This window comes from Zoogloea sp. 1C4, assembly GCF_009469605.1.
GTDB lineage: Bacteria > Pseudomonadota > Gammaproteobacteria > Burkholderiales > Rhodocyclaceae > Zoogloea > Zoogloea oryzae.
Map to the genome: position 1 here is coordinate 1 of NZ_SSXU01000011.1, position 20,308 is coordinate 20,308.

Below are 20,308 nucleotides of genomic sequence, written 5' to 3' on the forward strand. Positions count from 1 at the left end.
CCACCAGCAGGCCGCGGGGGTTCTCGATCAGCTTTTCGGCCAGGGCTTCGACGGTGGCGGAGGCCACGGTGTAGCGGCGCAGGATGGGCGCGTCGTCGCCATCGGCTTGAAGGAAGCTCGCCACGTCCACCAAGGCGTTCGGGTCTTTGCGTAGCGCCCTGGTGGCCTCGCCCTTGCGGGCTTCGGCGCGGGCCTTGGCAATCTCGGCTTCTGCCTTCCATTGCCCTTGGGCGGCGGTCCATTCGTCCAGGGCGCGGGCTTCCAGGCGCACCAGCGGGGCGAGGGCCGCAGACATGGCGGGGGATTTCATCATCCCCGGCCGGCCGACGATGCAGCCCCACAAGTTGGGGAATTCCTGCCAATCGCTCAGCGCCTGCGGCCGGATCGCGCAGCGCCGGCCGATCAGGTTGCCCAGGGCGGCCACCATCGGCACGGCCACGAAATCCGGCGGGCATTGCATCCGCTCGGCCACGTCGGCCACCCAGGGGCGCAGGCGATCCGGCAACAGGGCCGCGTCAAAAGGCGCAACCGGCGCCAGCCCTTCGGGGATGGGCTGCGGATCGGGCCACGATGCCGCCGGCCAGGTGCGCGGGTCGCCCAGGGCCGGGGCCAGGGCGGCGCGTTCGGCCGGCGTTGCGGGGGTGAAGGTGGGCGGGGCCGTCATGGCTGCACCTCCAGGCCGCGGGCAGCACTGACGATGAACACCGCGGCCGGTGTGCCGCCCGGCTGTAGCAGGATCAGCCGTTTGGGCTGCACCGCGACCAGCTCGGCCAGCAGGTGGCGCAGCCTGTCCTTGGCCGGCGTCGGCTCGGTCACTACCAGCACCGACAGGGCCGCCAGGTAACGCCAGTCAAGGCGGCAAGGGTGCATGTCGGGCGGGCAGCAGATCGCCGGCCCAAGGGCCGTAGCGGGTGCCACCGGCCAGCGGTCGAGATACACCGCCACCTGACGCCCCGCCGGCACCAGATCGCGGGCGCGGGCATCGGCCAGGGGGCGGGCATGGGCCGGCAGACGCCGACCCGGCGAGCACCGCCAATAGATGCGCGGGTCGGGGTGCGGGGCGGTCATGGCGCCACCCCCGGCACAGCCAGGCGCAGGGCCGCGGCCAACGCATCGACGGCCCGGCCGCAGGCGGCGACGCGGGCCGGGCTGGTGTCGGCCAGCACGCCCACGGTGAGAAAGCCCGAATCGATCCACCCGGCCACCTCGGCAGCGGCCAGGTAAAGGGCCGGGGCGGCGGCAATCAGGGCTTCGTTGGCGTCGGCCTCTTCGAGTGGGCCGGGGCCGGAGAACACTTCGCAGATCGTCACCAAACGCCCGCCGCGATCTGCGGCAATGGTGCGGTGTCCGATGCAGCGCCAGGGGGGCGGGGTGAAGGTTGGGGCGGTCATGACAGCCTCCTTTGCTTCTGGTGCTGCAGCGGCACCGGCTGAGTGATGGGATACGGGCGGGCCACGCTGGTGGGCGCTACCGGCGCAGCGGCAGTCAGGAAGGCAGACAGGCGCACCGGGCCGGCGGTGTTGCGGGGCGTGGCCGGGGTATGGATGGGGCGCGGGCGGATGCTCATGACAGTTCCCCCCGGTGGCCTTGCCGCCCCTCCACCTCGAACCACAGGGCCGCCGCCAGGGTTTCGGTGAGCAGGGACAGCCCGCGGGTTTCGTTGGCGTTCAGTGGGTCCGGGTTGAAGCCGCCGGCCGTCTCGCCCAGGAATAGGCCGTCCGCCCGGTCGAGCTGATACCGGGCCAGGAAGGAGGCCACGCACGCGGCCTGGTGGAGGGTGTCGGCCCGCGTGTCGCCGATGATCGGATTTCGAAGGCGGGACGGCCTGTCCGGGGTCGGGGCTTGCGGATTCATGCGACCCCCTGTTCGGCGACGATGCCGGCAAGCTGCCCGACCATGGTGAGCATGTCGGCGGAGGAGAGCGGGATAACCACCATCTCCCGCCCGTCCATCTCGCCACCTGGTGCGGTGAGCGTGGCTACCTTGCCGGCAGCACCATCCGCCGAAGCATCGAGCCAGGGTGCGGACGACAGCAGCCACATGAAGCCCTTGCGGGTGGGCAGGATCAGCCCGAAGGCGCCCGCAGCGCGGGCGGCGGGCGACATGGGCGGCAACGGCAACAGCTCGCCACGGCGCAGAGCCAGGCGGGCTGCAGGGTCTTTGCGGAGGAAGCTGAAGGCAGCAAGCAGCGCCGACAGGGTGCGCCACCGCTGAACGACCACCGCGGGGCAAAGGACGTTCGCGCTCATGCTCTCGCCCTCCCATCGATGGTGGTCAGCACCCTCCCAAGAATCCGAACCATCTCCAGCACGGCGGCGGTATTGTGGGAATCAACCCCCAGCTTGATGCCGATGGAAATCAGGCCGCAATCGAAAAGGCTGAAGACTTCCGATGCGGCTTCGTACAGCTCGGGGGCGGCGGCAATCAGCGCTTCGTTGGCGTCGGCCTCTTCGAGCGGGCCGGGGCCGGAGAACACTTCGCAGATCGTCACCAAACGCCCGCCGCGATCTGCGGCAATGGTGCGGTGACCGATGCGACGCCAGGGGGTGAAGGTGGGGGCGGTCATGAGCGGACCCCGCCTTTCTGCACCTGTTCGGCCGTGAAGCCGGCGTAGTTGTCCATATCACAGGCCACCGTCCAGCCCAGGGCGGCAAGCTTGGCGGCGTCGGAGTGCTCAGGGGATTTGTCGCGGATCACCGCCAGGAGGGCAGCGAGCTGGGCAAAGGCCTTGGCGCAGCACTCGAAGCCAGAGAACACGTCTTCGACGTGGACGGGCTTGAAATCGGGATCGGCGCTCATGCTCCGGCCCTCCACGCAAAGGCGATGCGCCACGCCAGCACGGGGCCGACGAAGAGGCGCAGGGCGCGGTAAAGCTTGAGGGAGAAAACGGGGGATACGGACGCGTGCATACGCTTGCACGGTAGGGCATGGGTTGCCATGGTGCGGACTCCTTTGTCGGACTGAATCCACCCCTCGCTGTCAAACGGGGGGCGGGCCAAAGCGGGGTTGACAGACCGGGACAAAGGAACCGGCAGGCCGAAGCCTCCCCGCCCGGCCCACCATTGATCGAGGGCGCACCTTGGGCGATACGGACGCAAAAAAAGCCGCTGGGCGGCTTGAGTCCGCCTTTGTCGTTCGGGCTGTCAAACCCGGTCACCACTGTTTAGGTGACGGCGTGAGTATCGGCCCGGCATGGGGCGGGCGTCAAGCGTTTATCTCCCATACACCCCCGCGGGGTCACTGACAAAACTGACAGAAGGGGCTTTTGTCAGTTTTGTCAGTGCCGCCCCGGTGCATATCCGTAGAAATTCGCCCCGCCCCGCAGGGCTACCAGAAGCCGCGGGATCGCAGCCAGGCAGGGGCTGGCTGCGGCGCCCCAGGGGCGGGCCAGGTAACGGCACAGAGGGCCGGCACCGGCCGGCCAGACGCCCCGGCGCCGGCAGCTTGGGCAGGGTCACCAGCCAGGCGAACGGCCCACCGGCCGGGCCGCCCCGGCGAGGCCTTCGGGCTGGCGGCGGGGGCAGCTCCGGCAGGACCGCCCCCGCAGGGCCACCAGAAGCCGCAGGGTCGCAGCCAGACAGGGGCCGGCAGCGGTGCCCCAGGGGCGGGCCGGGTAACGGCACAGAGGGCCGGAACCGGCCGGCCAGACGCCCCGGCGCCGGCAGCTTGGGCAGGGTCACCAGCCAGGCGAACGGCCCACCGGCCGGGCCGCCCCGGCGAGGCCTTCGGGCTGGCGGCGGGGGCAGCTCCGGCAGGACCGCCCCGGCAGGGCCGCCAGAAGCCGCAGGGTCGCAGCCAGACAGGGGCCGGCAGCGGTGCCCCAGGGGCGGGCCGGGTAACGGCACAGAGGGCCGGAACCGGCCGGCCAGACGCCCCGGCGCCGGCAGCTTGGGCAGGGTCACCAGCCAGGCGAACGGCCCACCGGCCGGGCCGCCCCGGCGAGGCCTTCGGGCTGGCGGCGGGGGCAGCTCCGGCAGGACCGCCAGAAGCCGCAGGGTCGCAGCCAGACAGGGGCCGGCAGCGGTGCCCCAGGGGCGGGCCGGGTAACGGCACAGAGGGCCGGAACCGGCCGGCCAGACGCCCCGGCGCCGGCCGCTCCGGCAGGACCGCCCCCGCAGGGCCACCAGAAGCCGCAGGATCGCAGCCAGGCCGGGGCCGGCAGCGGTGCCCCAGGGGCGGGCCGGGTAACGGCACAGAGGGCCGGCACCGGCCGGCCAGCGGTCCCGGCCTTGTGCAGACGCCTGCACTCATCGGCAAAAGCCGGGGGGCGAGGGTTCGGCGCCAGACTGCGCAGGGCGAGGGCCGAAGGCGGGGAATGTTCCGAGTGTTCCGACTTAGTTAACTGAGAGTCGGAACTACTACTATCCCTCGGAACCCGCGCCCCGTCTGGGCTTCCAGTTTCTGTTCCGACTGTTCCGAGCGTTCCGACCTGTTTTAGTTGTGCCGGATGTTGGGGCGTGCCGTTTGGGGGGGTGTGCGGGGCGGTTCGTCCTATCTGGCATGGGGGCGGGCGCCCCCTGCGAACACCGCCAGCGCCAGGCGTGGCAGGGCTTGCGGGCGTGGTCTGACTCGATACATCACCCTCACTGCTGCAAAGTGTGTATGCACATGAAGTAAAACTAATTAACCCTATGCGCGCTTCCAGCTAGAAAAAGAACGCGGTGCGAATTACCCGCATGAGGAACCCCTCAGGAAGGACCCGCGACCTATTTCACCCCAGCTGAAGCGCAGGTATCGAAGCCAGGGTGAAGCACCCAGGCCGTGCAGCTCGCCCCACCATCGGCAGGCAACTGGTTCAGAGGGTGCCCAGACGTATAGGCCGGCGGCAGGTCGGCACGCTCGCCGCAGTAGCCGTCAGAGAGCCCCGGCCGTCGCCGATGGGTGCATGTCTGGCACGCTGGTTCAACAGGTGTTTTATGCGGCGCGGATTGCCCTTGAACCCCACCCCCGGCCGGCACGTAAAATGCCTTTTGGCTTGAATTTTCACTCTCTTCAACCCTTTTTCTTTCAAAATCGATCGGAACAGTCGGAACGTCGGAACAAGAAGATAAAAATTCATATTTATCAGTTGGTTGCGGGTTGATCTCTGTTCCGACCACTAGGCCGATGTTCCGACCGCTCGACTCGGAACAGGTCATTTTTGCCTCATTATTAGGCAATTTTTCAGCCGAATCCCCGACAAGTGCAGCCCAATCGATCACGGTTATCAGATCTCCAGAATGCTCGGCTTTATGCAAAACAGGCGGCTTGAACCGCCCCCGCCCGGCTCCCGCACTTTGATGGGAATGTTCTTGCCGTCTCCCTTCTCCAGTACGTCATTCTTGAGCAACACCTTTGCCACCTGCGCCGGGTCAAACCCGCTGCACAGCTCGCCTTTGAATGCCGCGGGATAGATCAGGTACTCAAAGACGTGATCGGCTTCGTTGAGGCTTGCCGTCTCCTTCGTCGGGCGCTTCCACCCGGCCCGGTTCATCGTTCGGGGGGCGTGGGTATCCGTTACGCTGGGGCGTCGCCAGTCTTCCAGGCGGGTGCCGGCGTTGGCCTGAATCCACGCCTGCACCTGTTCCACCATCTTGCGGGGCTCGCGGTCTTCCTCGCCGCCAAAGGCGCGCAGCCAGTCGGCAAACATGCGGAAAGCCGCCTTTATCGCCTCGCCCTGCGGCCACCCTGTGAGGCCCCATTCGGTGGCCTTCTCGCCCGCGTAGGCCACCGCAGCGAACCGCGTTGCCGCCCGGATCGCCTGCCCGCCGGCCTTGTCGGTCAAGGCGCGTTGCTCGAAGGCGGTGCGCAGCTTCTCGAACTCGGCGGGCATCGCTTCCCGTTCGGCAATCACTCGCCGGATGAACTCGGGGTAGGCCGTGCCGTAGTGCTTGCCGGCGTTGCGCTGCAGGGTTTCGGAGAAGCGGGCGCCATCGGGCAGGCCGTGCAGATCCTCCCAGCAGCCGAAGCCGGCGCCGGCATCGGCGGGCAGCTCGCAGAAGCGCACCTCCTGCCCGGCGTAGGCGCGTTCCTGGTTCTCTTCCAGGAACTGGGTGAGGCCGATTTCCCCGTTCGACTGGAAGAGCAGGGAGAAGGAGGCGGTTTCCCGCAGCCCCCCGGCGGCCTGCCCCCGGCCTTTGCCCTGACCGCTGGTCAGCATGTAGGCCGCTTGGGCCACGTCCCGCGGGTTGCCGGCCTGCTTGAGTTCATCGAGCAGCAAGGGCGCGTCACAGTGCCCGGCGGCCACGCCCTCAATCGCGGTGGCGGTCAGCAGCCAGGTGCGGCGGTAGGTGGCAGGGCCGCACAGGCTGGCGGCAGCGTAGAGCAAGGACGATTTGCCCAGGGAGCTACCGCCGGCCCAATGGAAGCCGCCCGAGATGTTGGGATGCAACCAGCACAGGCCACCCGCAAAGCCCGCCGACAAGGCGAACACCGCCCGGCTGTTGCCCACCGCCAGGGCAGCGACGTTATCCCGCCAGTCGGCCAGGGTGCCGGCGCTCTTGAACTGAGCGTGCCCGCTGCCTTGCGCCTGGTGCAGCCAGAGTTCCGCCCCAGTGGCGGCCAGCGGGTCGGCATCGCCTCCCAGGATGAAGGACCAGCGGCCGGGCTCGCTTACGTCATCATGCCAGCCGATGCGCGTGGTGAGGCGGGCGCGGGCATCGGGGCGGGAGCGGTTCACGTACATCTTCAGCAAGCCGCCCTTGTTGTCGCCAATGAACAAACCTTGCTGCCGCAGCAGCCGGGCCAAGGCGGCGCCGTCACCTTCCAGCATTTCGTCAGGCACCAGCACCCGGCGGCGCCTGCCGTCGTGGTCATTGAAGGTCGCCAGGCGTTGCCAGTTCTCGCCGCGGGCGTCGCGCACCTGGTGGGTGATTTCGAGCGGGGCGCAGACGAATTGCCCGATCTGTTCCAGGCTCTCGCCGCGGCGCTCGACCTTGAGGCGATAGACGCCCCGCCCTTCGTCGCCGTCGCGCAGCTCGAACAGATCGCCAACGGGCGCAGCAGCAGGCGCGGTGCCCTTGCCCTTGGCCTTCGAGCGGGGGCGCTTGGTAGGCTTGGCGGCATCGTCCGAAGGCGCAGCGGGGGCCGTTTCCGGGGCGCTGGCGAGCGTTTCATTCTCGGGGTTGGGGGTAGGTGCGTCGATGGGCGTTTCGTCGCCTACGGGGCCGGAAATCGCGTCGAGAGTGGCGCGGGCCGCTTCGAGGATTGAGCGCACCGCATCAAGGCCGGCGAGGGCGTGCAGATCGTTGAAGTCGGTCACGTGGTCAGGGCGATCCAGGCCGAACTCGGGCACGGCCACCACGCCACCCACCGCACGGGCTGCAGCTTCGGCCTTCGTCCGGCCGGGGTTGCCGGGGGTCTGGTGATCGTCGTCGGCGCACAGGATGAAGCGGGCGTCGGGGTGGGCGCCGTGCAAGGCAGCGGCCACGGGCGCTAGGCTGCCGGCATCGAAGGCCACCGCCACCGGCCAGCCGGTGGCCTGGTGGATGCTGGCGGCCGTCGCGTAGCCCTCGGCCACGCACAGCGGCACGGCCGCGGCAATCTCGCCGATCAGGTGGAACTTGCCGGCCTTCTCGCCGTGGGGCAGAAAATCCTTGTCGCGGCCGTCCACCTTGTCGGCGTAGATCGCTTGGAGGCTGTGCAGCGTGCCGGACGGGCTGCGCATCGGCACCAGCAAGGCACCGGCAATGCGTTCTTCCCGCCACTCGCCGGGCCGCACCTCCTGCCACTTCGGCCAGGCACCCACCCGCAGGCCGAAGGACGGAACGCCCTTGCGGACCAAATAGGCGTGATCGTCGGGCGCCGGCTTGGCGCGGTTCCAGATCGCATTGGCCTTGCGGCGGGCCTTCTCTCGCTTGGCCTTGGCTTCGGCCTCGCGTTCGGCCCGCTGGGCGTCGATGCGGGCGCGGGCGGCGGCTTCTTCCTCGGGCGTGAGCTGGCGGCCGATGTCGGCCCGCCAGTTCTCCCACTCCAGGCCATCGCGGAAGTTCTGGAAGCCGCCGGCCGGTACGCCGTCGAGGTGCAGGAGGTAAGCCCCGTCGTTTTTGCCTTTGGGGCCGTCTTGCAGCTCGCAGCGGTGCAGCTTGCCGTCCGCATCGATGCGGGCCGGCAGGCGCAGGCCGCGGGCTTCGGCAGCGGTGCGGAACTGGGCGAGGATCGAGGCAGTATCGATCATCCGAATCGCTCCAGGACGCGTGCGCGGTAATCGTCCATCGACTCCCCAGGACGGGGTTCGATGCCCAAGGCGCGCCCCTTGGCTTTGGTGCCGGCGTCGCTGGTCATCCAGTGATAGGCCCGTGCAGACGCCTGCACGATCTTGGCCGTCCGCTCAAGTGATCGCCGCAGCAGGAACGCAGCGACCAGACCGGGATTCGCGGCGGCATGGCCCACCCCGTAGCACGCGTCCACATCGGCGTGAGCCTGCGCAAAGTCGTCCTCGAGGCTGTCGGTCGTCAGGCCGGGAATAATGTGCTTGCTCATTGCCAGGCCTCCCCGTTCAGTGCTTTGCGCAGCTCGCCGACGTTCCAGGCGGTGACGGCTTCGGAGAGCTTGCGGGGGGCGGGCAGAGTGCCCCGTTTGACCCGGCGCCAGACGGTCGCGGGTGACGAAGCGAAGAGGGCGACCACTACCGGCAGGCGCACATAGCCGGCGTCCGGAAGGGCGTCGAAGTTACGCAGGGCATCGGGAACGCCAGAAGGGGCGGCTTCGCAGCTTTGAACCGCCGTGGAAGAGGGGCGGCGGCTCATTGCTGGGCCTCACGTTCTTTCGGGGTGGTGAGGCGCTCGATTGCAGCGGCATCCCACAGAAGCCGGCCGTTCGGCAACTTCGCGGGGCGTTCCCCGAGATAGTGGCCCTTGTCGACCAGATAGCGGCGGATGCTCTGGGGCTGTACGGAGTGGCCTGCAGCGCGAAGGGCTGCGGCAAATTCGGATGTTCCCAGGCGGGCAGGCCGGGAGATAACGCGGAGTTTCATGGCGTGTCGTCCTCATGGTGAGTGCGTTGAAAACGACACGAATACTGAGCACTACTTTGCAGCTAAACACCTAGGGCACCCTAGGGCACCCCGAAAAGTGCCCCAGGGTGCCCTAGGGTTGGTGTAGTGGAATCAAGGGCTTATGAGGCTATGCCTTCCGACGTTTTCCCGGTTGTGCCCCGGCGGTCGGGAATGCTTCCGGGAACAGCTTCTGATACAGGGGCGTTGCATCGTCGTTAGCCCTTGCTTGAAGGGACCACCTACACCGACCGGCCTTGGTGTATCGCTTGAAGCTGTCGATACTGGTTTGCCGCCCGAACACCGGATCAAGTCGGCTGCACAGGTCATGGAACTGGGCGATCTGGCCAGGCATGTTATTGACGTCGAAGCTCAGGCCAAGCGCCTTGGCTCGTCGCTGGCACTCGCCAAGAATCCGCTCCAGCACATCGCCGGGGGATTCGGATGGCGGTACGGCTGGGGTCGGGGGCGCGGCCGTATTGCGGCCGCCTGCATCGAACCACGCTTGAACATGCGCGCTGGGCGGCTCTCCTTGCTCTTCCAGCCAGCGCCGAAACGAATCCCGCGTCACCGCAGCGTATGCGGTGCTCTCGAACCCCGCAGAGACTTCCCGGAAACGGCCGCCAACCGCTTTCCATTGGTCGGGGTCAATGTACGGCTCATCGATGTCCACGCCCTCGTGAGGGCAGCGGCGGACAGGTATGCACCGGAAGACTTCTTCCGAATAGGTGCGTTCGACCATCTCCAGGTTTCCCTGGTCAAGGGCGTCCTCCAGCGCGTCGATCAATGTTTGCCGGTTCCGCCGGGCGGCGGCCTTGTCCTTGGCGGTGCCTGTCGGTGGGTACTGAAGGGTGGACAGGTTTTCAATATCTAAGGCATCGGGCCAGCCTGCCGCCTTTTCATCGGCGGTAAGCGTCAATCCGCTGAGGCTTAATGCCCGTTTCCAAGACAAACTAAACATGCTTTGCGTCCTTCGTGGGGCGGGGTGCTGCTCGGTTGATCCTCAGTTCATGCTGCATGGCCCCGTAGCGGGACCACGTTGTTACCCGGTGCCACCCACTCCCGCCCCGCCTCGCAGGCCAGCAGGAAGCACGCCCACAGATCGAGGGCGGCGCGGCGTTCGGTCATGTAGTCGTGTTGGTCATACACAGCCACCAGCCCGCCCAGGGTGTGATTCAGGCAGCGTTCGGCAATGAGCACGGGCACCCCCAGGGCCGCCAGATGGCTGCGGGCGGTGCTTCGCAGATCGTGCGGGGTGAAGCGGCGGCACGTATCCCCCAGTCGGTCGCACAGCTTGTGCAGGATGGCGTTCAGGGCGCGTTGCTCGAAGTGCGTTTCTTGCCCGTGCGATGCGATGCGCCTTTGCTGGCGGGCCGGCATCACGAAGCGCGAACCACAGGCTAGCTCTTCAAGCTCCCGAAACCAGCCCACCGCGCAGGGCGGCAGCGGCACGGTAAAGCCCTTGCCGGTCTTGCTGTTCTCGTCTGGAATGAACCATTCCCCCGCCTGAAAATCGACGTGCTGCCATTCGGCGCGGGTCAGCTCGCCGACGCGGGCGCAGGTCACAAGCAGCACCTTGACGGCCAGGGCGTTCTCGCGGCCAATCGACGGCAGGGCGGGGAAGATCGCCCGTAGTTCGGCTTCGGTCAGCATGAGGCGCTTTCGCCGGGGCTCGGGCTTGCCGCAGATCGCAGAAACCGAAATGCCCGCGCACGGGTTGGCCGTCACGACCCGGCGGGCAACCCCATGCTTGAAGATTTCCGATAGTGCGGTGAAGACCAGTTCCGCCACATTCACCGATTTGGCGCCTACCGACTCAATCAGGGCGACCACATCGGCGCCGGTCACTTCGCGGGCTGGCAGGCTGCCCAGCTTCGGCAGAATCACGCCCTCGATGTGCTGCCGGCGCTGCTTGACCGTGGTGCCTGCCAGGCGGGGGAACGCCTTATCCATGTAGTCGGACGCCAGCACGCGGAAGTCTTGGGCCGCGGCGCGCTCGATCTTGCCCCGCTGCTTGTCGCGGGCAGGGTCGGCGCCTTGGGTGATCTTGACGCGCATCTCGGCGGCGAGCTGGCGGGCAACGGCCAGGGAGATGTCCGGGTATCGGCCCAGGGTCAGTTCGCGGGGCTTGCCCCCGAAGCGATAGCGCAGCACCCATGTTCCGCCACGCTGGCGGGACTGGTGGGCGCTCATGGTGAACGTGAGGCCGCCGCCGTCCGCCTTGGCTACAGGCTGGCCGGCTTTGATCCATGCACGGAGGGCGATGTCAGTCAGATTTCCCAAGGGGCCGATTTTGGAATCTTAATTGTCTAGCTACGCAAATAGCTACACAGATTATAGGCGCTTGGGTGATACGGCGTAATGTTAATTGATACGTAAAAATCCCGTTTTTATGCGGGTTTCGGCGCTTGGTGATACGTCATGAAGCTACACAAAATTCGGAATTAACTTGCAGGTGGCGATCTTCATGAAGGCTTGAAATCCAGTGGTGGGGCGGGTTTTGCGTTTTTGTTGTGCGGTTATCTACACAATCGCTGAAGGGGTTTCAGTGATTGTGCCAGCCGTACGTCTGACCGTGTTCGTGCTTTACGCTCGCGTTGCGGCCAAGGCGGTCGATTGCCGTGACGATCGGCACGTCACCTTCCCGCACGCATGCGAGTAGGGCGGACATGGCCGGGCGCTGGGTGGCTGCCTCCGCGTCTCGCCCCTCTGGTTGTTCGTCAGCGTAACCTACCCCCGCGCCGCCCGCTCGATCCGCTCCTTCAGATCCGCCGGGGCGTAGAACACGAAGGCCGCGCCCTGCTTGAACCGCTCCAGAAAGCCCAGGGCCTCCAGATCGATGAGATCCGTCCGGGCGGTCTGATACACCACGCTGTGGTACTGCTGATGGGCGCTCACCCGGTAGGCCTCGCCGGGGTTGCGCAGGGCGTGGGTGAGGAGCGTCACCTGCCGGTGATTGAGTCGGCTGCGTAGTGCCGGGGCGCTCGCCAGCAGGCGTTCGGCGTCCTTCTGCTCGTGCGTCTTGCGGGCCAGATACGCGTAGAGCGCCTCGATGGCCTTGCGGATGATGTCCAGTTGGTGGAGCACGAAGTACGTCGTGTCGCCGTTGTCCGTCTCGGTGTGGAGGTAGGCGGTCACGTACTGGGCTGGCGCCTGGCGGAGGAACTGGGAAATGGACAGGAACTCCATCAGCCAATAGCCGCTGCGCGCCATGGCCCAGTAGAAGAGGGCGCGGGCGGTGCGGCCGTTGCCGTCCACAAAGGGGTGGTCGTAGCCAATCATGAAGTGCAGCAGGATCGCCCGCACCACCGGATGGACGAAGGGTTCGGCGTGCTCGTCGGCATTGGCGAAGGCGCACAGGCGCTCAAGGCGGGCGGGCAGCTCCTCCCAGTGGGGCGGTTCATGCAGCACGGTGCCGGTGCGGTTGTCGACCACCCGCACATCGTCGCTGTGCCGCAGGCGGCCGGCGTCTGCCGGGTCGTCCAGCGTGTCGGCAGTGAGCATGCGGTGAAGCTCCAGGATGCGTTCGGGCGTGAAGGGCTCGTTCCGCAGGCTCCGGATGTGCGCCATGGTGGCGTAGTTGTTGAAGATCATCGCCTCGCTGCGGTCCCGCGGGCGGCGCCCCTCCCGCAGCATGGCTTCGGCAACCCGCCGCGTGGTGGAGGCGCCTTCGAGCTGGCTTGAGGTGATCGCCTCCTCAATCAGCGAATGCAGCAGGTAGCGTTCCCGGTTCTCGTGGATCGGCGCGCCCACGGGCGCCCGGATTTGCCCCGCAGCGTCCCGGTCGATGTGATGCAGGTGGATCTGCACCGGCTCGGGCATCGCAAAGCGGAAGGACTGCCCCCGGTTGTCGAGCAGCGGTAACGGCTTGAACGCAGGCGCCCGACCCAGCCAGATCGACAGCCACCACTCCTCAAGGGTGAAGCCTTCCGGTGGTGCGCGGTGGCGCAGCTCGTCCCAATGCAGATAGCGGCCGGCGCCAGCGGTCTGGGGGATCTCGATGAGCCGAGCGAGCGTCTCGGGCTGCAGCTTTGAAAGCAGGCCGGTGGGGTCTGGCGGTGGCAGGGGAAGTTTCATAAAACTACTAATTTGTGTGTTTATTAGTAGTAATTAGTGTAATCCGATTGTCCGTTTTTCTGGACTGTTGCTCGCAAGAAGTGCAAGAAACTGGACCGACGACGGCAGGCGAGGGATGCCGAACGTTCGTGAGTTCGAATCTCACCGTCCATTGCGCCTTGCCCGGGCCAGTCTCACCAGAAGCTAGAAGCGGATCGCCAGACCGGCCGTTGCGCCTACGGCGCGGGCGTCGTTGAGGTTGCTGCGGTCGGTGCGCAGGCCGGCGTAGAAGGGGCCGTAATGCACGGCGGCGCCGGCGCTCTTGAAGCGGGCTTCGTAGGAGACGCGCAGCAGCAGGCCGTCCGCGCGGCCCCAGCTGGCGTTGGCTTCGGGGAGGATCAGCCCGCGGGTGGCGGCGAGGCCGGCGCCGACGCTCCAGCCCGGCTGGCTCCATTCGACGGCGGCCGCGGCCTTGGGCTTGAGCTGCAGGGTGTAATCCTGGTAGCGGTTGGTGCCGGTGATCTTGGCGACCGCGGAGGGGCTGTTGAACTCCAGCGGCCAGCTGGCGTTGTTGAAGTCCTGGGTGAGTTGGGGCACGTTGTTCCAGCGCAGCTGGCCGAAGAGGTCGGTCAGGGCCGCGCTGACCCGCAGGTCGTCGCGGGGGCGCCACTGGAGGCCGAGGTCGATGGCCTGGCCCCAGCCGTTGTCGGTCTGCTCGCGGGTGGCGGGGGCGAAGTCGTTGAGGTCGGCTCGGTCGGGCGAGGTGTAGTCGAGGCCGGTGTAGAGGAGCTCGCGGCGACCATTGACGGTGGCCACGCCGCCGCCGCTGACGGCGCTGCCGCTGACCGACTCGACCCGCAGCGTGCCGGCCTTGAGCAGGTTGACCGCGACGCCGACGGTGAGCCGTTCGCTCATGGCGCCGGCCCATGCGAAGCGCAGGCCGTCGGCCGAGTAGCCCTTGAAGCGGTAGTTGAGCTTGTAGTGCCCGCTATGGGCGAGGAGGCTGTCCGGGGCGTCGAAGGCGGCGTAGATGCGTACGGTGTCGCGGCTGCCTTCCCCCAGCGCATCGACCCGCTTGAAGGTGCCGAACGTCCAGCCGCCGTACGACTGGCTGACTTCGGCGCGGCCGAAGCCGACGGCGAGGTTGCGGCCCGGGCGGGGCGTGGGCGCGTCGCGCCAGGTTTCGGCGATTCGGTGGGCGGGCACGAAGTCGTCGGCGGCAAAGCCGGTGGCGGTGGCGCGGAGAGTCGGACGGGCATCGACCACGGCCGGGTTGGTGATGGCCATCAGGTCCGCGGCGTCGGCGAGGGCCAGCGCGGGCAGGCTGGCGAAGCCGAGGATGAGCAGGTTGCGCATGGGTCGGGCGGTGCGGGGTGGAACGAAAAAGCGGGCGCCAGGCGCCCGCTCGGTGGGGTGGATGGGCGCGGACCTCAGATCAGCGATTCGTAGCTGCCGTCGATGAAGCTGACGCGCTGTTTGCTGATGGTGCCAAGGGTGGTGCCGTCGGCGTTGCGGACGGTGCCGGTGCCGGCGGCGGTCGAGTAGCTGACGGTGATGCCGTTGCTGTTCTTGATTTCCCAGACCCAGCCGGTGGCGGTCTGGGTGGCCTTGCCGGTAAGGGTGAGGCCGTTCAGCCCGGTGAGTGTGAACTCGCCGCGCTGGCTGGCGGGGCCGTCGGCGTTGGTGGCGGAGAGGATCAGGCCGATGCCGGTGACGCCCGCCGACTTGTAGGCGGCGCCGGTAAAGCCCAGGGTCTGGCGGATGTAGTTGGTGGTGCTCGGGGCGAGGTCGGCGTTGAAGGCGCTCAGGTCCTGGCTGTAGTTGACGGTGCCTTCGAGGAACTTGAAGGGGGCTACCGGGTTGGAGATGTCGGTGAAGCTGCCGACGAGGCGGCCGTTCTTCGGCTCGGTGGTGCCGTCGAGGGCGACGGTCGGCGTGCCGATCTCGAGGTTGCCGTCGAAGCGGTGGTGGGGGCTGATGAGGCTGCCGACGAAGCGCGAGGATTTGGTGCCCTGGTTGCCGGCGGCGTCGCTGACGATGACCTTGAGGGCGCTGCTGCCGTCGCCCTTGAGGGCGTCGAGGCTGCCGCTGCCGGCCCACACCTGGGCGGCATCGCGGCTGCCGTCGTAGGTGAAGCTGAAGCTCGCCACGGTGCGGGTGCTGTCGCCGGTCATTGGGTAGAAGTTGCCGGATGCAGTGTAGCGGCCGGCGGCGTCGCGGGTGAGGGTGCCGGTGAGGCCCGTGAGGGGCGTGCTGGCGCCGGTTTCAAGGCTCCGGACGCGGGTGAATTCCCAGGTGACGCCGTTGGCGGCGGGGCGGACGGTGGCGTGATATTCGCGCTTGGTGCGGCCCGCGATGAAGGTGCACTCGAAGTAGTTGGCGGTGAATGGATACGGAACCATGCAGTCGCTCTCGCGGTGGCCGACGGAGGGGCTCTCGGGGTTGGGGAGCGTGTCGGCAGCCCAGGCCATCAGCGAGAGGTGGTCGATGACCAGCACGGCATCCACGCCATGCTGGAAGTCGCCCTGCATGAGCGCGTTCTGCTGGTCGAGGGAGCCGGTGCCGGCGTCGTTGGCGATGGACAGGATGCTGGTGCGCAGGTCGGCGAAGATCTGCCGGGCCTGCTGCAGCGAGGTGCCGGCGGTGAGGGCCGTGCGGGCCTGATCCCTGGCGGTGGCAGCATCGGTGACGAGGTTGATGTTGGCGGCTGCGTCGGTGAGGCTGGCCTTGGCGGAATCGCTGGCGTACTTGCCGATGGCGGCGTCGAGGCCGGCCTGCATGCGGCTGGAGTCGATGCTGTCGAGGCGGCCGTCCGTCAGGTCGTCGGCGAGGTGGCTGGCGAGGCTGGCGACGCCCATCGACAGGCCGCTGGCAACTTCGGCCAGCGCGGCGAGGCGGGTGGCGAGGCGCCCGGATTCGGTGTTGTCGAGCACCTTGCCGCTGCCGCGGTGGATCAGGACGGGCGTTGCGAACATGTCGCTCACCTGGAACATCACCTGGACGGCGGCGTTTTCCTGCTTGATGGTGTCGGCGGTGGCGCCGCTGGCGAGCGAACCGCGGGAGGTGTCGAGCACGCGGGTGGCGGCGAGGTTGGTGAAGATGTTGATGCCGAATTCCTGGCGCAGGTTATCGATCACCGCGCTGATCTGGCTGCTGGCGTCGAAGGGCTTGTCGGTGCCGCTGGCTTCGTCGAAATAGGTGCAGGTGGGCGAGCCCTTGACGGCGGCGATCACCGCGCCGGTGTAGCCGCTGACCGGGATGACGGCCCTGCCGTTGATGCCGACGCTGGCGGTGCCCAGCACTTCGCCGGTGGCCTTGCGCAGCTCGACGGTGCAGCCGGGGGAAAACTGGCCGAGGGACGGGGTGACCGTGACGTCCACGGAGGCGGGCGTGGCCGCCGGGGTGCTGGCGCCGCCACCACCGCCGCCGCAGGCCGAAAGGGTGAGGGCGCCGCCGAGGGCGAGGACAAGGGGAGTGAGTCTGGGAGCCATCCGTTCTTCCTGGTGAAAACTGCTGTCTATTGATATCGGGTAGTCGAATTGCAAGATTATCATGCAATCCACCTACTGTTAATATCGACAGTGCGTTTTTCTTGTGCTGGACGGAATGTCGCCAGACAGCAGGCGAGCGCACCCGGCCTGCGGCGCGAGGCGGCAGGCGGGGGCGGATTGGCGGGAGGCTAGCGTTTGCCGGCGGGGTAGCCGGCGTTGTCGAGGAGGCCGTTCCAGGCGGAAGCGGCGAAGCCCATTTCGCTTTCGCGGCCGACGGTGAGGGTCGGCACGAAGGGCTCCTTGCCGAAGCGGGCCTTGAAGGCGGCCACGTCTTCGGCGGATTCGAGTTTGGTCTCGGAGAACGGCACGCCGCGCTGGGTGAGCAGGGCGCGGCCGTCGTCGCAGGGCTTGCCGCATTCGCGGCCGGTGTACAGGGCTACCGGGTAGGTTTCGGCTGCCTTGCGGGTCGCAAAGGGCAACTGGGCGTTGCCCTTGTTGGGCTGGACCTTGCGCTCCTCGAACTTCTTGACCTCCTGGGGCGGGGGCTGGTCGCTGTATTGCACGCGACCATCCTTGTCCACCCAGCGATAGGCGGTCTGGGCCGCAGCCGGCAGGGCCGCGGCGAGGAGCATCAGGGCGAGGAGGTGTCGGCTTGTCATGAGGTCACCATGCCACTGTGGCGCAGGAGGGCGTCCACCTGCGGTTCGCGGCCGCGGAAGGCCTTGAAGGACTCGAGGGCGGGGCGGCTGCCGCCGACGGCCAGGATCTCGTTCCAGAAGCGTTCGCCGGTTTCGGCGTCGAGCACGCTGCCCTTGGGCCGGCCGCTCTCCTCGAAGGCAGCGAAGGCGTCGGCGGAGAGCACCTCGGCCCACTTGTAGCTGTAGTAGCCCGCCGCGTAGCCGCCGGCGAAGATGTGGCTGAAGCTGTTGGGGAAGCGGTGCCATTCGGGCGGCACGAGCACGGCGACTTCCTTGCGCACTTCGGCGAGCAGGTCCATCACGTGCTGGTGGGCGGGGTCGAAGTCCATGTGCAGGAGCAGGTCGAACAGCGAGAACTCCAACTGGCGCACGGTTTGCATGCCGCTCTGGAAGTTCTTGGCGGCGAGCATCTTGTCGAAGAGTTCGCGCGGCAGCGGGGCGCCGGTGTCCATGTGGGCAGTCATCTCGCGCACCACGTCCCATTCCCAGCAGAAGTTTTCCATGAACTGGCTGGGCAGCTCGACGGCGTCCCATTCCACACCGTGGATGCCGGAGACGGCCAGGTCATCGACCCGGGTGAGCAGGTGGTGCAGGCCGTGGCCGGCTTCGTGGAAGAGGGTGATCACGTCGTCGTGGCTGAAGGTGGCGGGCTTGCCACCCACCGGGCCGGGGAAGTTGCACACCAGATAGGCCACAGGCGTCTCGATGCCGTTGCCGATGCGCCGGCGGGTGATCGCCGAATCCATCCACGCGCCGCCCTTCTTGGTGTCGCGGGCGTAGAGGTCGAGGTAGAACTGGCCGATGAGCTGGCCGTCGCGTTCGATGCGGAAGAAGCGTACGTCCGGGTGCCACACGGGGCCGGTGTCGGGCTTGATGTCCACCTGGTAGAGGCGCTCCACCACCTTGAACAGGCCGTCGAGCACCTTGGGCTCGGGCAGGTATTCCTTCACTTCCTGCTCGGAGAAGGCGTACTGGGCGACGCGCAGCTTTTCGGACACATAGGACGCATCCCACGGCTCCAGCGGGTCGAGGCCCAGCTCGTCCTTGGCGAAGGCCTTGAGTTCGGCCAGATCGCGCTCGGCGAAGGGCTTGGCCTTCACGGCGAGCTCACGCAGGAAGCCCAGCACCTGCTCGGTGGATTCGGCCATCTTGGGCACCAGCGAGACGTCGGCGTAGTGGCGGTAGCCGAGCATCTTCGCTTCTTCGGCGCGCAGGGCGAGGATCTGCTTGATGAGCGGGCCGTTGTCCCACTCGGGCTTGCTGTAGCCGTTGTCCACCTCGGCGGCGCGGGTGGCGTAGGCGCGGTAGAGCGTCTCGCGCAGGCTGCGGCTGTCGGCGTACTGCATCACCGGAAGGTAGGACGGCATCTTGAGGCCGAACTTCCAGCCCTCCACGCCGGCCTTCTCGGCGGCTTCGCGGGCGGCGGCGATCACGTCGGCGGGCAGGCCGGCGAGCTCGGATTCATCGGTGACCACGTGGCTGTAGGCGTTGGTGGCGTCGAGGATGTTCTCGGAGAACTTGGCGCCGAGGCCGGCCATCTCTTCCTGGATGGCCTGGAAGCGGGGCTTCTGGTCGTCGGGCAGCTCGGCGCCGGAGAGGCGAAAGCCGCGCAGCTCGTTGTCGATGATGCGCTGGCGGGCCGGGCTGAGGGTGGCGAAGGCCTCGCTATTACGGATCGATTTATATTTTTCAAAAAGCTTAAGGTTTTGCCCTAATTCGGCGTAAAAACGGGTGACCTCGGGCAGCATGACGTTGTAAGCCTCGCGCCATTCCGGCGTGTCCATCACGCTGTGCATGTGCGCGGCGATGCCCCAGGCGCGGCCGAGACGCTCGCCATCGTTTTCGATGGGTTCGACGAAGTTGTCCCAGGTGGGCGGCGTGGGGTCGTCCTGCAGGCGCGCGATGGTGGCGCCCAGGGCGTCCAGCAGGCTGCGCACGGCGGGCTCCACATGGGCCGGCTCGATCGCGTCGAAGCGCGGCAGGCCGGAAAGATCGAGAAGGGGCGAGGTGGCTGGCGTTGTGGTCATGGTTGTCGGGGCGTGTTCGATTGAATGGTTTTATTGTGCCGAATTCCGGGCGGGGTGTCGCCTATGCTGCGGATAGGCGCGTATGTCTGACATGGGGTTGTATGAATTGGTTTGAAAGGGGCACGGTGTGACCGACAAGGCGTTGAATCTCACGGAGCAGGCCTTCCTGCACACGATTTCCCAGGAACTCGAGGAAGGCGAGCTGCGCTTTCCGACGTCGATGGAAGTGACGATGCGGGTGCTCGAGGCGCTCGATGACCCGGACATGGATCTGGGCCGGATGTCGGCGATGGTGGCGGCCGAGCCGCTGCTGGCGGCGCGTACCGTGGCGCTGGCCAACTCGGCCTGGTACAACCCGGGCGGCCGGCTGGTAACCGACGTGCCGAAGGCGCTGGTGCGCATCGGCTTCGGCAAGCTACGGGCGCTGGCGATGGCGGTGGCGGCCGAGCAGCTGATCCACCGGGATGTGCTGGGGCCTTTCCAGCCGATGATCCGCAAGCTGTGGGCCCACTGCGTGGACGTGGCGGCGACGGCCTCGGTGCTGGCGCGCAAGTGCACCAAGCTCGACCGGGACGCGGCTTTCTTCGCCGGCATGGTGCACGACATCGGGCAGTTCTTTCTGCTGGCCCGCGTTTGGGAATACCCCGAGATGCTGAAGGACGACAGCCCGCTGTCGGATCTGGTGCGGGTGTGGCACGCGCCCATCGGCCGGGCGGTGCTGGCGGCGATGAACATGCCCCAGGAGCTGGTGGATGCGGTGGACGACCCTGAGCTTTACGGGGGCGTGTGGCCGCCGGACTGCATTCCAGATCTGATCTTCGTGGCCAACCTGATCGCCGAGACGCCCAACCCCTTCTCGCCGGAGCCCGAGGATCTGCGCCACGGCCTCGCCAAGGCGGCCACCCTGGGGCTGGACGAAGTGCGGCTGGCCGAGGTGCTGGCCGAATCGGAGGAGGAGCGGAAGGCGCTGACCGACCTGTTCAACGTGGTCTGAGCGCGCGCTGCCCGTCAAACGAAACAACCCGCCGGAAGGCGGGTTGTTGCTTTGTGGTGCCGGAAGAGCGC

22 protein-coding genes are annotated in these 20,308 nt (G+C 67.4%); 1 reads left to right on the forward strand and 21 read right to left on the reverse strand.

What is annotated here, in order from left to right; all coding sequences use genetic code 11:
• The 21 genes from GH681_RS13845 to GH681_RS13945 all read right to left on the reverse strand — a co-directional run.
• Window positions 1-664 (reverse strand): DUF3987 domain-containing protein (locus GH681_RS13845; RefSeq protein ID WP_153162045.1); only part of this gene is annotated, 664 nt, incomplete at its 3' end.
• The gene (locus tag GH681_RS13850) at window positions 661-1,068 is read right to left on the reverse strand and encodes a hypothetical protein (RefSeq protein WP_153162046.1); all 408 of its coding nucleotides are present in this window, start codon (window positions 1,066-1,068) and stop codon (window positions 661-663) included. The genes GH681_RS13845 and GH681_RS13850, both read right to left, overlap by 4 nt.
• A complete protein-coding gene (locus GH681_RS13855; protein WP_153162047.1) occupies window positions 1,065-1,391 on the reverse strand; it encodes a hypothetical protein in 327 nt (108 codons plus the stop codon). Before GH681_RS13855 ends, GH681_RS13850 begins: the two co-directional genes overlap by 4 nt.
• Window positions 1,388-1,567, reverse strand: a complete 180-nt coding sequence (locus GH681_RS13860; RefSeq protein ID WP_153162048.1) for a hypothetical protein — start codon at window positions 1,565-1,567, stop codon at window positions 1,388-1,390. Before GH681_RS13860 ends, GH681_RS13855 begins: the two co-directional genes overlap by 4 nt.
• Window positions 1,564-1,854 carry a hypothetical protein gene (locus GH681_RS13865; protein ID WP_153162049.1) on the reverse strand — a complete coding sequence of 97 codons (291 nt, stop codon included), beginning with the start codon at window positions 1,852-1,854 and terminating at the stop codon, window positions 1,564-1,566. Before GH681_RS13865 ends, GH681_RS13860 begins: the two co-directional genes overlap by 4 nt.
• Complete coding sequence (locus tag GH681_RS13870) at window positions 1,851-2,249, reverse strand: hypothetical protein (RefSeq protein ID WP_153162050.1); 399 nt, start codon at window positions 2,247-2,249, stop codon at window positions 1,851-1,853. The genes GH681_RS13865 and GH681_RS13870 overlap by 4 nt, the downstream gene beginning before the upstream one ends.
• Entirely contained in the window at window positions 2,246-2,566 is a 321-nt protein-coding gene (locus GH681_RS13875) for a hypothetical protein (RefSeq protein ID WP_153162051.1), read from the reverse strand. The genes GH681_RS13870 and GH681_RS13875 overlap by 4 nt, the downstream gene beginning before the upstream one ends.
• Window positions 2,563-2,799, reverse strand: a complete 237-nt coding sequence (locus GH681_RS13880) for a hypothetical protein (RefSeq protein WP_153162052.1) — start codon at window positions 2,797-2,799, stop codon at window positions 2,563-2,565. Before GH681_RS13880 ends, GH681_RS13875 begins: the two co-directional genes overlap by 4 nt.
• Complete coding sequence (locus tag GH681_RS13885; RefSeq protein ID WP_153162053.1) at window positions 2,796-2,939, reverse strand: hypothetical protein; 144 nt, start codon at window positions 2,937-2,939, stop codon at window positions 2,796-2,798. The genes GH681_RS13880 and GH681_RS13885 overlap by 4 nt, the downstream gene beginning before the upstream one ends.
• 1,767 nt (window positions 2,940-4,706) lie before the next feature.
• Window positions 4,707-5,201: a hypothetical protein gene (locus tag GH681_RS23725; RefSeq protein ID WP_153162054.1), complete on the reverse strand. Its 495-nt coding sequence runs from the start codon at window positions 5,199-5,201 to the stop codon at window positions 4,707-4,709.
• A 5-nt stretch (window positions 5,202-5,206) separates the two neighbouring features.
• Window positions 5,207-8,155 carry a DUF927 domain-containing protein gene (locus tag GH681_RS13895; protein WP_153162055.1) on the reverse strand — a complete coding sequence of 983 codons (2,949 nt, stop codon included), beginning with the start codon at window positions 8,153-8,155 and terminating at the stop codon, window positions 5,207-5,209.
• Window positions 8,152-8,460, reverse strand: coding sequence for a hypothetical protein (locus GH681_RS13900; RefSeq protein ID WP_153162056.1), 309 nt, complete (start codon window positions 8,458-8,460; stop codon window positions 8,152-8,154). The genes GH681_RS13895 and GH681_RS13900 overlap by 4 nt, the downstream gene beginning before the upstream one ends.
• Window positions 8,457-8,726, reverse strand: a complete 270-nt coding sequence (locus GH681_RS13905) for an AlpA family transcriptional regulator (RefSeq protein ID WP_153162057.1) — start codon at window positions 8,724-8,726, stop codon at window positions 8,457-8,459. The genes GH681_RS13900 and GH681_RS13905 overlap by 4 nt, the downstream gene beginning before the upstream one ends.
• Window positions 8,723-8,953 (reverse strand): DNA-binding protein, encoded by a 231-nt coding sequence (locus GH681_RS13910; RefSeq protein ID WP_194271243.1) that lies wholly within the window; start codon window positions 8,951-8,953, stop codon window positions 8,723-8,725. The genes GH681_RS13905 and GH681_RS13910 overlap by 4 nt, the downstream gene beginning before the upstream one ends.
• Before the next feature lie 148 nt (window positions 8,954-9,101).
• Window positions 9,102-9,932: a hypothetical protein gene (locus tag GH681_RS13915; protein ID WP_153162058.1), complete on the reverse strand. Its 831-nt coding sequence runs from the start codon at window positions 9,930-9,932 to the stop codon at window positions 9,102-9,104.
• A 47-nt stretch (window positions 9,933-9,979) separates the two neighbouring features.
• On the reverse strand, window positions 9,980-11,254 hold the full coding sequence (locus tag GH681_RS13920; RefSeq protein WP_194271244.1) for a site-specific integrase: 1,275 nt from the start codon (window positions 11,252-11,254) through the stop codon (window positions 9,980-9,982).
• A gap of 447 nt (window positions 11,255-11,701) precedes the next feature.
• Window positions 11,702-13,048, reverse strand: a complete 1,347-nt coding sequence (locus GH681_RS13925; RefSeq protein WP_153162060.1) for a Fic family protein — start codon at window positions 13,046-13,048, stop codon at window positions 11,702-11,704.
• Window positions 13,049-13,231: 183 nt separating this feature from the next.
• Complete coding sequence (locus GH681_RS13930; RefSeq protein ID WP_153162061.1) at window positions 13,232-14,383, reverse strand: DUF5723 family protein; 1,152 nt, start codon at window positions 14,381-14,383, stop codon at window positions 13,232-13,234.
• 74 nt (window positions 14,384-14,457) lie between these two features.
• Window positions 14,458-16,518: a hypothetical protein gene (locus tag GH681_RS13935; protein ID WP_153162062.1), complete on the reverse strand. Its 2,061-nt coding sequence runs from the start codon at window positions 16,516-16,518 to the stop codon at window positions 14,458-14,460.
• A gap of 188 nt (window positions 16,519-16,706) precedes the next feature.
• Complete coding sequence (locus GH681_RS13940; protein ID WP_153162063.1) at window positions 16,707-17,177, reverse strand: DUF4124 domain-containing protein; 471 nt, start codon at window positions 17,175-17,177, stop codon at window positions 16,707-16,709.
• The gene (locus GH681_RS13945) at window positions 17,174-19,243 is read right to left on the reverse strand and encodes a M3 family metallopeptidase (RefSeq protein ID WP_153162064.1); all 2,070 of its coding nucleotides are present in this window, start codon (window positions 19,241-19,243) and stop codon (window positions 17,174-17,176) included. Before GH681_RS13945 ends, GH681_RS13940 begins: the two co-directional genes overlap by 4 nt.
• Before the next feature lie 127 nt (window positions 19,244-19,370).
• Between GH681_RS13945 and GH681_RS13950 the strand changes: the two genes are divergently transcribed.
• Window positions 19,371-20,237 carry an HDOD domain-containing protein gene (locus GH681_RS13950; RefSeq protein ID WP_153162065.1) on the forward strand — a complete coding sequence of 289 codons (867 nt, stop codon included), beginning with the start codon at window positions 19,371-19,373 and terminating at the stop codon, window positions 20,235-20,237.
• The last annotated feature ends 71 nt before the right edge of the window (window positions 20,238-20,308 follow it).